This is a genomic window from Microcoleus sp. Z1_A1 (assembly GCF_036700305.1).
Taxonomy (GTDB): Bacteria; Cyanobacteriota; Cyanobacteriia; order Cyanobacteriales; family Microcoleaceae; genus Microcoleus.
The window spans coordinates 79,542-94,272 of sequence record NZ_JAUBOR010000018.1 but is presented as its reverse complement, the minus strand read 5'-3'; the positions used below and the strand labels follow the sequence as shown (position 1 = coordinate 94,272).

Annotated in this window: 8 protein-coding genes; 1 reads left to right on the top strand and 7 read right to left on the bottom strand. The window is 44.8% G+C overall.

The window, feature by feature from the left end; all coding sequences use genetic code 11:
* Positions 1 to 89: 89 nt before the first annotated feature.
* Positions 90 to 284, bottom strand: a complete 195-nt coding sequence (locus QT973_RS14275) for a hypothetical protein (protein ID WP_333211094.1) — start codon at positions 282 to 284, stop codon at positions 90 to 92.
* 339 nt (positions 285 to 623) lie between these two features.
* On the bottom strand, positions 624 to 1,010 hold the full coding sequence (gene gloA2 / locus QT973_RS14270; protein ID WP_333057308.1) for an SMU1112c/YaeR family gloxylase I-like metalloprotein: 387 nt from the start codon (positions 1,008 to 1,010) through the stop codon (positions 624 to 626).
* A gap of 299 nt (positions 1,011 to 1,309) precedes the next feature.
* Between gloA2 and ilvC the strand changes: the two genes are divergently transcribed.
* Complete coding sequence (ilvC, locus tag QT973_RS14265) at positions 1,310 to 2,359, top strand: ketol-acid reductoisomerase (RefSeq protein WP_333057309.1); 1,050 nt, start codon at positions 1,310 to 1,312, stop codon at positions 2,357 to 2,359.
* Between the two features lie 994 nt (positions 2,360 to 3,353).
* Here ilvC and QT973_RS14260 read toward each other — a convergent pair.
* The 5 genes from QT973_RS14260 to QT973_RS14240 all read right to left on the bottom strand — a co-directional run bounded on the left by QT973_RS14260 (position 3,354) and on the right by QT973_RS14240 (position 14,530).
* Positions 3,354 to 5,012, bottom strand: a complete 1,659-nt coding sequence (locus tag QT973_RS14260) for an alpha/beta hydrolase (RefSeq protein WP_333274052.1) — start codon at positions 5,010 to 5,012, stop codon at positions 3,354 to 3,356.
* Positions 5,013 to 5,527: 515 nt separating this feature from the next.
* Positions 5,528 to 7,531, bottom strand: coding sequence for a cation:proton antiporter domain-containing protein (locus QT973_RS14255; protein ID WP_333391563.1), 2,004 nt, complete (start codon positions 7,529 to 7,531; stop codon positions 5,528 to 5,530).
* A 569-nt stretch (positions 7,532 to 8,100) separates the two neighbouring features.
* The gene (locus QT973_RS14250) at positions 8,101 to 10,857 is read right to left on the bottom strand and encodes an NHL repeat-containing protein (RefSeq protein WP_333057312.1); all 2,757 of its coding nucleotides are present in this window, start codon (positions 10,855 to 10,857) and stop codon (positions 8,101 to 8,103) included.
* Positions 10,858 to 11,317: 460 nt separating this feature from the next.
* Positions 11,318 to 12,817, bottom strand: coding sequence for a hypothetical protein (locus QT973_RS14245; protein ID WP_333057313.1), 1,500 nt, complete (start codon positions 12,815 to 12,817; stop codon positions 11,318 to 11,320).
* A 315-nt stretch (positions 12,818 to 13,132) separates the two neighbouring features.
* Positions 13,133 to 14,530: an amidase gene (locus tag QT973_RS14240; protein ID WP_333391561.1), complete on the bottom strand. Its 1,398-nt coding sequence runs from the start codon at positions 14,528 to 14,530 to the stop codon at positions 13,133 to 13,135.
* Between the last annotated feature and the right edge of the window lie 201 nt (positions 14,531 to 14,731).

Here is a 14,731-nt window from a genome sequence, read left to right as displayed (position 1 = left end):
AATTCAGTTTTATTGTGGAACGGGCATCTTGCCCGTTCCTAAAAATAATGAAAGATCCAATTTCTAATCAGTCACTGCTTTAACTTCCTTCAAATGACCAAATCTGTAATTAACGGCAAATGATCCGAACCGACATTTCGGCCAGTACGAATCTTTGAAACACCAATTTCTTTGCTCACTAGAAAGTGATCGATCGGAATATAAGCCAGCGGCATAAAAGTCGGCCAAGTCGGTAAAATGCCAAAGCCCGATCGCGCATTTCGCAGTTTTGCGGTTTTTACCATATTTTTGTAGAATGGCGACCACATTACCTGTTTTACCTGTAGCTACTATGGCTATAAATAGCATGAAAGCAGGCAATCCGAGCGTGGTGTTTCTGATGAGATAGTCCATTATACAATTTTAGATTTTAAATTTTAGATTTTAGATTTAGAATGAATCATGCAGTTTTTAGGGCAATGCACACCCCACCTAAGCTGTTGTGCATTTAAATAGAATGTCAACAAACAATTCGCCGTCTTGTGGGGAGTAGGGGTTGGGCCTAAGATCCCGCCCTGAATATGCAATTTAAATGCGTGACAGCTTATTGACTTAAGAGCGACTTTACAAACTCGGTAACCTCCTTAAATTTCATAAATTTCTAAGGGTAAGTTGTCGGGATCTCGGAAAAATGTAAACCGTTTTTCGGTAATTTCGTCAAGGCGAATGTTTTCTACTTCTACTTCTTGGGATTTTAAGTAAGCAACGGATGCTTCTATGTCCTCTACGGCAAAAGCTAAATGTCTCAAACCGCAAGCTTCAGGATTGTTAACTCTTTCAGGAGGATTGGTAAATGAGAAAAGCTCGATGGTGTCCCCGTTTCCGACTCGCAAATCTAGTTTGTAAGAATTCCTCTCGGTTCGGAAAGTTTCTTTGATAATGGAACATCCCAATACTTCTACATAAAATTTTTTCGATGCTTCGTAATCCGAGCAAATAATCGCCACATGATGTATTGCTTTTATTTTCATCTTAAAAAAGTTAGTTAGTTGCGTTTTTCTGAGATATTGCACCATGTTAAATAAGCTTTTTATGAACAGGCTTTCCGGCCTGTTCCACAACAAAATTCACTCTTTGTGGAACAGGCCGGAAAGCCTGTTCTTGAGAATGGTGCAAGATGTGAGGTTTTTTCAAATGCACAGCACGCTATTGACAATTATATTTGACTCGGCGACAAACCCTGCTAAATTCAGCGCGATCTCGCTAAAATTTCCCCCGCTCAAATCTTAATTAAAAAAATTATGTAAAAAAAGTACCCTACTTTGATAAAATGAGAGTTTTGCAGTCAATCACCCAATTTGCATCTCAGGAGACAAGGATTATGGCCCGTATGTATTACGACACCGACGCGAACCTAGACCTCTTAGCCAACAAAACGATTGCTATCATCGGCTACGGTTCCCAAGGACACGCCCACGCGCTTAACCTCAAAGACAGTGGCATGAATGTCGTTGTCGGTTTGTATCCCGGTAGCAAATCTGCCGCCAAAGCAACCGACGCGGGTTTAACAGTTCACCCGGTAGACAAAGCAGCAGCCGCTGCTGACTTCATCATGATTTTATTGCCCGATGAAGTTCAAAAAACTATTTACAAAGAACAAATCGAACCCAACCTTTCTGAAGGAAATGTTTTAGCATTTGCTCACGGTTTTAACATTCACTTCGGCCAAGTTGTTCCCCCTGCCAATGTAGACGTAGTAATGGTTGCCCCCAAAGGCCCCGGACACTTGGTGCGACGGACTTACGAACAAGGGGAAGGTGTTCCGAGTTTGTTTGCAGTATATCAAGATGCTTCCGGTCAAGCGCGCGATCGGGCAATGGCCTATGCTAAAGGTATCGGCGGCACCAGAGCCGGCATCCTGGAAACCACTTTCCGCGAAGAAACAGAAACGGATCTTTTTGGCGAACAAGTAGTTTTGTGCGGCGGTTTGAGCGCCTTAATTAAAGCTGGATTTGAAACTTTAGTTGACGCCGGATACCAACCGGAATTAGCTTATTTTGAATGTTTGCACGAAGTTAAACTTATCGTTGACTTAGTAGTAGAAGGAGGCCTCGCCAAAATGCGCGACAGCATCTCCAATACCGCAGAATACGGCGATTTAACTCGCGGCCCCCGCATCGTCACGGATCAAACCCGCGCCGAAATGCGTAAGATTCTCAGCGAAATTCAATCCGGCCAATTTGCCCGCGAATTCGTTCTGGAAAACCAAGCCGGCAAGCCAGGTTTTACCTCCATGCGCCGTCAGGAAGCAGAACATCCTATTGAAGAAGTTGGTAAAGATTTGCGAGCTATGTTTAGCTGGTTGAAAAAGCACGCTTAATCAATTTTAGATTTTAGATTTTAGATTTTAGATGGGAGGATCGATCTAAAATAGTCCTGGACGCATAACCTCTATCTGTAGGGTGTGCATTGCACACCTTACTGCTGGGAAAATCTCAAATCTCAAGTTTAATCGATTACAGATTAGAGATGGGATAAAAAATCTAAAATCTAAAATCCAAAATCTAAAATCGTACTGTTTGGTTGTGCTTCGCTTAACCCAACCTACAAGAAAATGGCTAGGTATTGTTAAAGAAACAGGGTTTCTCGCTGGTAGCTCAAAACTATCGACTCGGGCTAGGAGTTTTTTGCAATTTCTCAATATCCTGTTGCCTTTTCTCGTTGAAATCTCTCGGCCTCAACCAATCTGGCCACAACCCGACGAAGAACTTTCGACTGGCCACGCTAGTATCTCTTACAGGTTTGGGGAGAAAAGTTAAAGTGTCACCGTAAAGGGTAAACAGGGCTGCCAACAGAAGCAATAGCGGGATAAGATTTTTTTTAGGCATCGCAGTTGGGGAGTAGAGTTTGTGAAAGCGGTTGCTTATATTTTGCCCTTGCACGGACAAAAAATATCAGAAACAGCTTAAGAAGAAAATCCACCCTGGGGGCTAAGCTACCGCGCATACAAAAGGAAAGGCTGCTAGTCGTAATCTCGTTTCCGCTGACATCGGAATCATAATTTTCCCAGTGCAGTGGGAGTTTCCCGTGTGGCTCCGCGCTCTCAGGAGCGATCGTCCCGCTCGCACTCAAGTATAATTTCGATGTCACCTTATTTGATATTACTACAAGTTTTTATCATTAGTTATTAGCTGATGACTAATGACTAATGATTAATGACTAATGATATTATGTCCCATCGATTTACGGCGATTAAAGGTCGGGTCGGGTTTACAGATTTTCCCGTTTCTATTCAATATCTTGGCGAACCCGCCCCTACAGGAATCATGGTTAATTGACCGGACATGATATGACTAATGACTAATGACTAATAACTACTTATTCCTTTGAATAAAAGTTTGCACGACGGTATTAATTTCCGGGGAAATTTCTGTTACTAGCCGCACCGGGATTGCCGATGTGGAGGCAAATTGCGCGTATTCTGGTGTTAGAAAGACTGCATATTTATCAGCTTCAGCAGTTAGTTGCGCGGCGGTAGCCAAACTTACAGCTTTAATATAATTGCGTATGCTAACAGCTTGGTCGCCGACAACTTCATCCCCAGTAATTACTGTGCTCGGCCTGCGAACTTGGTTTAAAGTTGTACTCGGATCTTTGACGCTTAAGTGCGTTCCTCCTACAAAACCAACTAGCCATTTAGGAGATGGAATTTTCGGAAAGCCAGCAATTTGTTCGGCTAAGGCAGGAGTGGTTTTGTCGGCAGAAGATGCTACTATTAATGTGGGAATCTTAATTTTACTTAAGCCCGTTTCTCCAAATAATAATGATGCGATCGGATTCATGGCGATCGCCCTTTTAATCCTCCCATCCCGCAATTGATACCGTTCTTCGGGCAATCCGGCCGCCGCGCACTGAATGCCTTCGCCTAAGCTGAACCCAATCAAATCCCCCTGACACCTTTGTTTGAGTCCGCTCAATTGCAGTTCGGCGCCGGCCACGGACAAGGCTGTAGCGCCGCCGAAGGAATAGCCAACGATCACCGCTGGGTCGATCGCAATTTTCCCCTGCAAGTTATCATCAGTTTGGTTCAATTTTGTCAGTTCGTCGAGTACAAAACTGATGTCTTTGGGACGGTCTAAAAACTCTTGAGGAGCTAGCAACGGACACTTCCCCGCCATCGCAGCATTGGTATTCGTCTCGTTACTGCCGGGATGTTCTAAAGCTGCTACCACATAGCCGTGAGACGCCAAATGCTCGGCTAAGTAGCGCAAATCCGTGCGGACGGAACCCAAACCGTGAGAAAAGACGATCGTCGGTTTGTCGGCTGTCGCAGCTCTTGACCAGTACACATCAACTGGAATACGCCGATTGCGGGCGCTATCGTTCAAATCTAGCGCCCGTACCTGCACGACATTAGGGCCCGGCTGGGTTGGATCGAAAGGCAGCTTAAACGCGGGTTTAACTGGTGCTAACTGAGGTGCGATCGCCGCCATAAAGCGCTGAGTTTGCCAAAAACTTACGTTCATATTTCCCAAAACAGCGAAAGCTCGATCTAGATCCACCACGACCCGCGAGCTCGGATAAGATTCAATGAAACTCAATATAGATAAGCCTTCCGGCGCTTTTGCTCCCTGCACCAGAGCGGCTCGCAGCGCTTCCACACCCCCACCGTCGCGCCTGGGTATGACAGTAGTCAAATCCGTCAGGATGCCAGTGCCAATGCCCGTATTTAGCAAGTTGCTCAGGCCGACTACATTGAGGGGAATTTTCGCTTGCAGCGCCCGAAAAATTTTACTCCGCTGTTCGTCAGACAAGAGATTGGCATAAGCTTGCAGTTTGGCGGGGACTTTTCCTGTTTCTGCGAGTTCGCGCAAATCCGCAACCGATATTGACGATTCTAAAATACCTTTGCGGATAACAACCGTTTCTGCAGCTTTTACAGGGGATGTCGTGCCGCTGAAAGGATTAATCGAAATCGAACCCAAAACACTCGCCACCGAAGAAAACCATCTGAAATTTGGTCTGATGCTCATTTTTACGTTATTGAACTAGAGGAGATATATCACCATATTCTCAAAATTCTCCCAGATACCGAGAAATTGTCCTAGATGCCGAGAAATTGTCTCCATCGGAGTGCGATCGAAATTAGTTTGGAAAAGTGCGATCGTCCGGGCTTTAGGCGGGTTGTTTTTGAATGATTAAACCGCAGAGGGCGCAGAGGGCGCAGAGGAAGAGAAGAGAGAAATAAATAGTGTCGGTACCCACGGATTTGATATTAATCGGCAGCCCGAAACTTACAAACTTCGGGAGTTAGTTATCTCATGGACGGTTGCATCGGATGGATGAGGATTAAATTTTAACAGCAGATCAATGCAGATTCATAACATCATCTGCGGTTAAAATATTGGGAGCATCTCATATTTGTAAAAACACTTCTTCTGGCTCCTGACTTCTTCCTTCTGACTCTTTTCTCCTGACTCCTTACTCCTGACTCCTAACTCCAATTTCTAGCTTGCCTGCTTTCATTGAGATGCTCCCAAAATATTCCTCAAGATACAGGAAAATAAACAACAAGCATCGAAATATTTTGGTGAGTCCGGGCGATCGCTTCCGGTTCTTTGAGAGTTCCTGGTTTTTCCCACATATTCTGTTGCTGAGAAATTGTTGTTAAAATCAGCAAATCGTGTTCTAACAAATTCTGCGAAACTAGCTTGATAAAATTTCCCCGCACCCGATTTACTGGTATCTCAGAGAGAATTTCCACCTCCGCCGCACTTTGGTTGCTTTTCTCCCGTTGTGTCGCCACCAACAACACTTGCAAACTCGCCTTAAGTTCCTCAGCCAAACTCTTCGCAATATCCACGGTTTCCTGAAATCCAAACCGAGTCAACTCGCTGTCAGTTACCGCCAAAATAACTCTGGCTGTATTCTGGAGAGGATCGGGAAATCGAGCAATCAGTACGGGTACGGGCGATCGCCTTACCACATTGTCAATGATGCTGCCAAAAAAATTGTCGCGAGTTGTGGAAAATCCCTTCCAACCGCAAACTATTAAACTAGCCTCGCGTTCGGTTGCACTCCGTAGGATTCCGCGATCGATCGCATCATCTATCCTCGCGATCGGTTCAACCGCACAAGCAGCCGCATGGGCGACAGTTTCCGCAGCAGTCAAAAGTTGAGTTTGCTGCATTTTCTCTGCGGGCGAAATTGCTTCCCCGCGATCGGACAAAATATGCAGCGGCAACAAAGTTCCCTGAGATGTTTTTGCTAAAATCAAAGCCAAACGCAGCAAATTATCTTCCGTATTCGGATTAGCAACAGGCACTAAAACTCGCTCTCCCCATGAATGCTTTCCCGCAGTAGGAACCGGCAAACTCGACCCCGGCGGCTGCATTTCTTGACCCCACCGAGATACAATCCAAGGAGAAGCGACACAAGTTACTAAAATCATGGCAATGATGCCGTTCACCGTTACGCGATCGACCAATTTAATCTCAAAAGCAACCGTAATCGCCGCCAAAGTAGAAGCAGCTTGAGCAACAGAAAGGCCGAACATTACCATAATGTTCGGAAACTCAAAGCCAAATAATTTCCCCGGTAGCCAAGCTGCCAAAAACTTGCTCACCACCTCTGCTAAAATCATCACCGCCGCCACCAACAAAGACTGCGGCTGCTTTACCAAAATTAGCGGGTCAATTAACATCCCCACAGAAATCAGAAAAAACGGCACAAACAGCGTATTGCCAATAAACTCAATCCGATTCATCAGGGGACTCATTTTGGGAATAATTTGAGTAATGGCAATCCCCGATAAAAATGCACCAATAATTGCCTCAATTTCAATTAGTTCTGCTGCGTAAGAAACTAGAAATAGGGTTGCTAATACAAATATAAATTCGGCATTTTCGTCGTGTCCGAATTTCTTGAAAAACCAGCGACCGATTTTGGGAACGCCCCACAAAGTAGCAAAAGTGTAGATAGCAAGAGATGGAATGAGAAACAGCCAAAATTCGAGAGTGAGATTTCCTTTGTAAGCTTTAACAACAATAGCCAGCACCAACAGTCCCAACACATTGGTAATTAAAGTCCCGCCCAAAGTCGTAGTAATAGTCTGAGTTCGCATCAATCCCAATTTGGTGAGAATTGGCAGCGCTAAAAGTGTGTGCGTAGCAAAACAAGAAGCGACTAAAATTGCAGCCAGCCAGCTATATCCCAACAGCAGCATCGCCCCTGTCCCCAATATCATCGGTAGCGCAAAAGTAGCTAGCCCAAATATGACAGCTTTGTCCGCATTCAGTTTGAGATCGTCAAGGCTAGTTTCCAGTCCCGCTAGGAACATCAAAAACAGCAATCCTACAGTACCTAGCAAAACAATAGTAGCGTCTCGTTGCAGCAAATTGAGACCGTTGGGCCCGACAATTACGCCAGCAATAATTAAACCCACTATTCCCGGTAGTCGCAAGCGCTCAAATACCAGCGGCGCGAGTAGCATGATTGCTAAAAGAACCAGGAAAACGGGAACGGGGGCGGTAATTGGCCCGGAAGTTAACATAAATTTTTTACCCTACATATTGGCAGCGAACTGCTACCATATTTAAAAGGAAATAATCAAAATGTCTATCAATCTAAAGAGGTATTCTCAATATTTTACAGCGTAATTGGTAATAAGTAGGACTGGGCGGGAGCAACTGGGTTTATTGGTAAAATATGGGTTGGATGACTAGAAATTGGGCGCAGCACGAACTCCGATAAAAAAAACTATATTTTTCAGTCCTGGAAGCACAAGAACCAGGTTAAGAGTCAAAATAACAGGTTGTCAGCGATCGACTTTAACGCCAAAACCTGGTTTTTTATCCTATTTGCGTCCACCACTATTTAGGTATCAAATGCAGCGGGACACAGACATATATCCCAAAATGGAATTTGGTAAACTCGGTCTAATTCAGAAACCCGGTTTCTTTTAAAAACCGGGTTTTTCACCACAGCACAACAGACAATTTAAATGGGTTTGTCTTGGACGCGAAACAACCTGGTTTCTACGCAACGTACTTAACCTTACCCTTACGGTAGCTAAGTATGTATTTCTTGTCAAGATTTTTCCATCTAATTTCCAATGATAGGCTAAGCGATCGACACAATGCTAGCTCGCTCGTAAGGCAATCTGTTAGTCGGCAAAACCTCCAGATTAATTTGCAACGCATCCAAAGCCGGATTTTCGGCTAGCAGCTTTTGCGTCAAACTCTTATTAAGAATTTCCCAGAAATCCGTTTCATTGGGATAATTAGTCAAGAAAGTGTCGATGCTTTGGTAAATCGGCACAAAGTCTGGATACTCATCCTGCGTAATTCCTGGTTTGTACTGATATTTGACATCCATATTGAGGTTATTCAAACCCTGGTGATCGATCGAGTAATTAGGAATTTTGAAATCCCATGCTTCGCCTAATTTACCATCTTGAGTGCGAGTAACGGTACTGCTGCGCTCGTAAGGCAATCGGTTCGTCGGTAAAACATCCAAATTAACCGTCACCGACGAAAGTGCCGGATTGTCAGCAAGCACTTTTTCGGTCAGATTCTTGTTGACAATTTCCCAAAAATCTGTTTCGTTCGGGTAGTTAACTAAAAGGTTGTCAATGCTCTTGTAAATCGGCACAAAATCAGGATACTCAGAATTTTGAATCCCGTCTTTGTACTTATAATTTACATCAATATTCAGGTTGTTTAACCCTTGATGATTAATGGGGTAATTTGCCAATGTAAAATTCCATTTCTCCGTCAGTTGAGCATCGGACGGAAAGAAAGAAATTCCTATTGGACGCTGTAGCTTGCTGTCGGGAGGGACAAAAATAGAACTGTTACTCGATCCAGGATTTCCCGATATTGGCAGCGGTTCGTCAGTCTTGCCATTATACCGCAAAACAGCGCCGGCACCGTTAGCATTAGCGCGGTTGTCAAAGCCAACTGCAAACAAATTGCCGATCGGCGAAAAAGCCAAACTACCTACATAATTGCTACTGGGCGAAGTATCAGTATAATTCGTAGATAAAACCTTGACCAATTCCCCACTTCTTAAATTGTAGCGCCTGATATCGTTAGCAAAATCGCTGACATAAAGGTCGCCGTCAGCGGGCCCGATTGCCAGTCCCAAAAGACTTGCAAATCCCTGACTCCGAGGCGAAGGATCGGGCGAAGCAAAGATACTTGACTGCCCGGTTTGCGGGTTGTAACGCAGCACCTGACTGGGGAAACCTGCGCTAAAATCTGGTTGACCGTTGGTCGCCACACTCCCCTGCGTTGTCACGTACAAATTGCCGTCAGGAGCAAACAGTAAACCGTTCGGGCCATTCAATCCTCCCGCTTGCTGATTTCCCGAAGCAAATACATCAATAAACTGTCCTGTTTGGCCGTTATATCGCAGAATTTGGTCACTCAAAAAACTGCTGACATAAAAATTACCGTCAGGGCCAAAAGCTAAACCGTAAGGGCGAAACAATCCGCCAGTTTCATCGGCCGCCGTGTTCGGATTATCGGCGACAAACTTGTCAATAAATGCGCCAGTAATTCCGTCATACCGCAATACCGCCGATGCTGTCGGTTCTCCCGAATTTCCGGGCTTGTCGCCGCTAGTAACGTAAATGTCCGACTGATCATCGCCATTGCCATCGGGCCCAAAAACGATCGTATCTGGATTGGACAAACCGCCGCTTCCCGGTGGAATAAATTCGCCTAGAAAATTGCCGGTATTGCCGTCAAACCGAAGTACATTATTTCCCCGGCTATTGCCAACTAGGAAAGTTCCTTGAGGATTGCTGGGTTGAGTGCGAGTAACTTTGCTGGTGCGGTTGTAGGGCAAGCTTTGGCTTGGCAGAACGTTGAAGTCTATCTTAATTGCCGCCAATGCAGGATTTTCGTTGAGGATATTTTGAGTCAAGTTTTTATTGACAACTTCCCAAAAATCTGTTTCGTTCGGATATGTGGTTAAAAAGTTATCAATGCTATTGTAGATTGGCACAAAATCGGGATATTCATTGGGAGCGATTTCCGGTTTGTACTGGTAATCTATATCGAGATTGAGCTTGTTCAATCCTTGGTGATTGATTGCGTAGTCTTTGAGTGAAAAATTCCAATCTTCTGTGATTTTGCCCGATTGACTGCGGAAAACTGTACTGGCGCGATCGTAGGGCAATACCTCCGTTGGCAAAACTTCCAGTTGAATCGTAACATCTGTCAGTACCGGATTTTCAGTAAGCACCTTTTCCGTCAAATTTTTGTTGAGAATTTCCCAGAAATCTGTTTCGTTCGGGTAGTTAACTAGGAAATTATCAATGCTTTGGTAAATGGGCACAAAATCTGGATATTCGTTTGGGGTAATTCCCGGTTTTAACCCGTAACCAACTTTAAGGTTGAGGGTGTTTAAACCTTGGTGATCGATGGTGTAATTTTTAAAATTGAAAGCCCAGTTTTCATCAGGAAATAGGGAAGAAGTTTGGGATAGGGAGAGTTCACCAACAGGTAAAGCCATCCCTGTCAGTTCGTCTATCTCACCTTGAGTGGAGGTAGCGGTCGGGGATTTTAGACTACTATCAAATTTAAGATTGTCGCTTCCTGACGATGGGAGACCGAAGTCGGTGGATGGCCCAAAAAGGCCGTTAGCGAAGCCCTCGTAGAGGATCGCACTACCAGTCGCAGCCGCCGCCCCATCGCGTTTTTCAGTCAAATCGTAGCTGGTATCAAATAAAATATTGGTATCGCCTACGGCAATTGTCCCGATCTGATTTAAGCGATCGAACTTACTGAATAAGTCTAGTATTTCCGCTGAAACACCCGCAACATTTCCCCGAATCGGATTTTCTGGAAACCGTCCTGCTGTGTTAAACATAAGCTATTTTTTTAGATACACCCGCCATCGGGAATTAATTTGAAGAGATTATAGCCTTTTTTCCAAATATGTCAAGTATCTTAAGAAGTATTTTATATTTCCTTGCCATAATTAAACCTGAAATTTGTCCCCTTTCTCAATCCTCTCGTTTCCCGTGGCATCGGTATTGTTCAAATGTCAAACAGTCAATCGATTTTAGATTTTAGATTTTAGATTTTAGATTTTAGATTTTAGAATTGACCCCACGGATCAATTCGGGGGCTCCTTTATCGGATAGAGGTTTTTTATTTCTGGACGGATGAATCACGTGGCGGGTATCCTGGATGCGAGGGGGTCAACAGTCAATAGAAATTTATGCGAAAAACCGGATTTCTAGTTCCCCGCACACAAATCCTGATTTGGCATACCGCTTCTAAATGTGTGGACAAAACTACCCAATGCTAGATAATTTGTCCGCACCTCACTCCACGGTGTAAGTGAAAGCGTTCTTTCCTAGTGATAAATCTTCCTCATTTTCGAGGTTGGCTAGGAAACTCCAGTTAGAAACGGTAAAGTAATCGTGTCTGCGATTAACCTTACCGGAACGCTCGATCTGTTTATTCAGTTGGTTCCACATCGACCATACGTGCTTTGCTGAGTTCACCTCAACATAGGCGGTTATGGTTGATGGCAGTCTTTCACTCAGCCGCATTCCGCGTCTGGCAATAACCAATGCAGCCGCTTCATCACTGGCTAGTCCGTACATTTTCATGTACTTCACTAAACCAATAATTGAACTGTATGCAGGATTGACCGTAATTAGCTCAATGCCACGGTTTGATAAGATTGCGTTCAGTTGTTTGAAAAACTCGCTGTAAGCCCATGAAGACATCATTCTGGCGTATTTCTTGCTTTGCTCACCTAAGCACTCTTTCTTGTGCGCAAAATCAAGTTCTTCGCACACGACCGGGCAAGAAAAGCAAATTGCAAGGTTAGCCAGAGACAGACAGGCATCAACGATTTGAGCCTGCTGCTTACCGGATGGGAGTCCGATTTCTAGGGGAATTTTACCATGAGCTTTCAGGTTGCCTTCAGTGTCAACATAGCTCCAACCAATCGAACCGGGATTCATGTCAATTCCAATACAGCCATAGGCACGATCTTTGGATTGGCGCTTCACCTCAGAAGCTGTAAACTGTACCGCAATATTCCACTTGCCATCTTTTTTGAAGAGATGCCAGGTCTTAGAGCCTGTTTCAGGTAAACGGTTAATGTTGCGATCGAAGTTGCCAACTTCAGAAACTACGGACTTCCCAAACCGAGTTTCTAGACAGGCAGGGACACGGAATTTAATAGTTTTACCGTCCCACTGTGCGACCTGATTCCCAAAACTTTCGTCTGCGGCCCCAACAATAAAAACTTGACCGTGCGGGACGGACACCTTAATGGGTTTATGTTTCAAGAATTCGATCTTGGCTTGAATCAGGTACAGTTTGCGTTTTTTTCCATGAAGTTGAAACTTCAAATTTTGCCAATTCGTATCTTTATGGTTCAACGAACAGGACAGAGGGAAATTGCAACCTGTTTTTGAATTCTCCCAATTCTTTTTTGCGTAGAACTTTCGAGCAAGTTTCAGCTTGCGCTCTGCCTTCTTAATCCAAGCTTTGATTGATTTCGCCTTCCCGAACAATGTTTTAATATGCAAAGCTTGATGTTCTTTTGAGCCGTCTACTTTACCTTTTGCATAGGCAATGACACCATTTGCATGACGCTTGCTAATTTGATAGGTCTTCTGCAAATGGGTGTTCCACATTGATTTGTTGAATTCAGTGCCGTTCTTTAGGTGGTTGACTGTTTCAATTGCGGCATCTCGAAAGATGGGCGCAAATGCCTCTAGGAACATCTCAAAATCCGTGAATCCTAAAGCATTTAGTTCGTTTGCTGGCGTTGGAAGACCTTTGATGTAAGTTAGGGAAGGCATTGATTCGACCTCTCAATGTATGTTACGTGTCAGTATATCAACTACGGCAAAAAACAACAATGCCATTCCATAAAGACAATAAATTTGGTTTTACCAGTGATGAGCCACTAGATAAAGATCCTGTGTGTTTCAAGGTGAAACCAGGAATCAAAGACAAATTGAAAGCAGTCCCCAACTGGCAGGAACGGCAAGCGAGAATATGTCGATCGGTTAATAGATGGACAAACGGAAAGCAATGGGTAGTTCTGTCCAGAAATTAGCGAACAGCTTCTAACCCCTAAAAAAGGGAAATGTGATTTTATCCCTTACTATTCCCTATTTAAAATCTAAAACGGGGAAAGGTTTCGCCGCTTCCATCTGCGCCGCTAAAGCAATTAAAGTTGCTTCCGCCGCCGGCCGCCCGATAATTTGAATTCCCACGGGCAAACCGTTGTTATCTAAAATAGCAGGAAGTGCGATCGCAGGCAAACCGCTAGCATTAAACGGCGGACAAGGAGCTACCCAATTAATAATGTGCTGCAAAGTTTCTTCAAAACTCAAATCCGCCCACTCCCCAACCCGGATTGGCGAGTGCATATAAGTCGGCAAAACTAACACATCAAATTTTTCAAAGAATCCCACAATCCGCCGTGAAATCACCTGCATTTGATTCACCGCCCGCAAATATTCCCCAGCGGAAATAGTTCTTTCTAACAGCCAGCGATTCATCGGTTCCAAAGCAGGGCCGGGAATGCCACTTGCCGCCGCCCCAGACTGCCAAATTGCGATAAACGGTTCGATTAAACCCGTAAAATCCGGGCATCCAGGTTCGACATCATGACCCAAATCTGTCAATAATTTTACTGTTTCGAGTACCGCTTGCTGACAGATAGGCGCAGCCTCGCCCACAGGGGAAATACTGGTAGAAAAAGCAATTCGTAGCTTGCCTAACTCTTGAGTGGAAGCCTCTAAAAACGTCGGATTTGAATCGGGTAGCCAGTACGGATCGCCTGTTGTGTAGCCTGACATCACATCCAAAAGTGCGGCGGCGTCAGCTACAGTGCGCGCCAGTGGGCCGTTGGCAGAAATGCCGCTGAGGTAATCTCCGACAGGTGCCCAGGAAACTCGCCCCCGCGACGGTTTAATGCCTACTAAACCGCAGCAGGAAGCTGGACCTCGAATCGAACCGCCGCCGTCTGAACCTTGGGCGATCGCGCACAAACCCGCTGCTACAGCCGCCGCTGAGCCTCCGCTGGAACCTCCGGGCGTATAGTCTAAATTCCAGGGATTGCGCGCGGGCGGGAAACCTTCTGGTTCGGTGTAAGGTAATGAGCCAATTTGAGAGGTGGCTGTTTTGCCCAGAATGTTAAATCCCGCTGCTTTGATCCGCCATACTACTGACTCGTCGTAGGCAGAGATGTTACCCTGCAAAGCCTGAGTGCCGTAGGTACACGGAACGCCGGTAACGGGTGTCAAGTCTTTAATGGCGATCGGCACTCCGAAAAAAGGTGGCAATTCCTGTGGCTTGTTTAACCCAGCTAGTTGTTCGGTTTGAGATTTAGCTAGGGCGATCGCCCGATCGGCCGTTACAGTAAAATAACTGCCCAGCTCAGGGTTTAATCGCTCAATGCGTTCCAAGTACAGATTGACAATTTCTAAAGGCGACACTTCCAGCGTGCGGATCGACTCCGCCAACTCCAAAGCTGGAGTAAAAGCCCGATCGACAGAATTCATCCGTTTAAGTCCTTAATAGTTGGGCAAAGTATAATTTAATACTTTTAAATTGTGGCAAAGTCTTTTGATTAAGAAATTTATCCAAAAAAGTCAAAAATCCATATTTGATCATATATCGAGAGTGATGACATCCTCCAATTGGCACAATAGTTCCTTAGTAGTGCAGCACTACGACCCCCTCTTGGGATAGACTGAGAACAA

What these genes read in the sequence shown, in the direction of transcription:
- gloA2 (WP_333057308.1), bottom strand. Translation starts at nt 1,010, where the DNA reads ATGAAAATAAAAGCAATACATCATGTGGCGATTATTTGCTCGGATTAC.
- QT973_RS14240 (WP_333391561.1), bottom strand. Translation starts at nt 14,530, where the DNA reads ATGAATTCTGTCGATCGGGCTTTTACTCCAGCTTTGGAGTTGGCGGAG.
- QT973_RS14260 (WP_333274052.1), bottom strand. Translation starts at nt 5,012, where the DNA reads ATGAGCATCAGACCAAATTTCAGATGGTTTTCTTCGGTGGCGAGTGTT.
- QT973_RS14245 (WP_333057313.1), bottom strand. Translation starts at nt 12,817, where the DNA reads ATGCCTTCCCTAACTTACATCAAAGGTCTTCCAACGCCAGCAAACGAA.
- ilvC (WP_333057309.1), top strand. Translation starts at nt 1,310, where the DNA reads ATGAGAGTTTTGCAGTCAATCACCCAATTTGCATCTCAGGAGACAAGG.
- QT973_RS14250 (WP_333057312.1), bottom strand. Translation starts at nt 10,857, where the DNA reads ATGTTTAACACAGCAGGACGGTTTCCAGAAAATCCGATTCGGGGAAAT.
- QT973_RS14255 (WP_333391563.1), bottom strand. Translation starts at nt 7,531, where the DNA reads ATGTTAACTTCCGGGCCAATTACCGCCCCCGTTCCCGTTTTCCTGGTT.
- QT973_RS14275 (WP_333211094.1), bottom strand. Translation starts at nt 284, where the DNA reads ATGGTAAAAACCGCAAAACTGCGAAATGCGCGATCGGGCTTTGGCATT.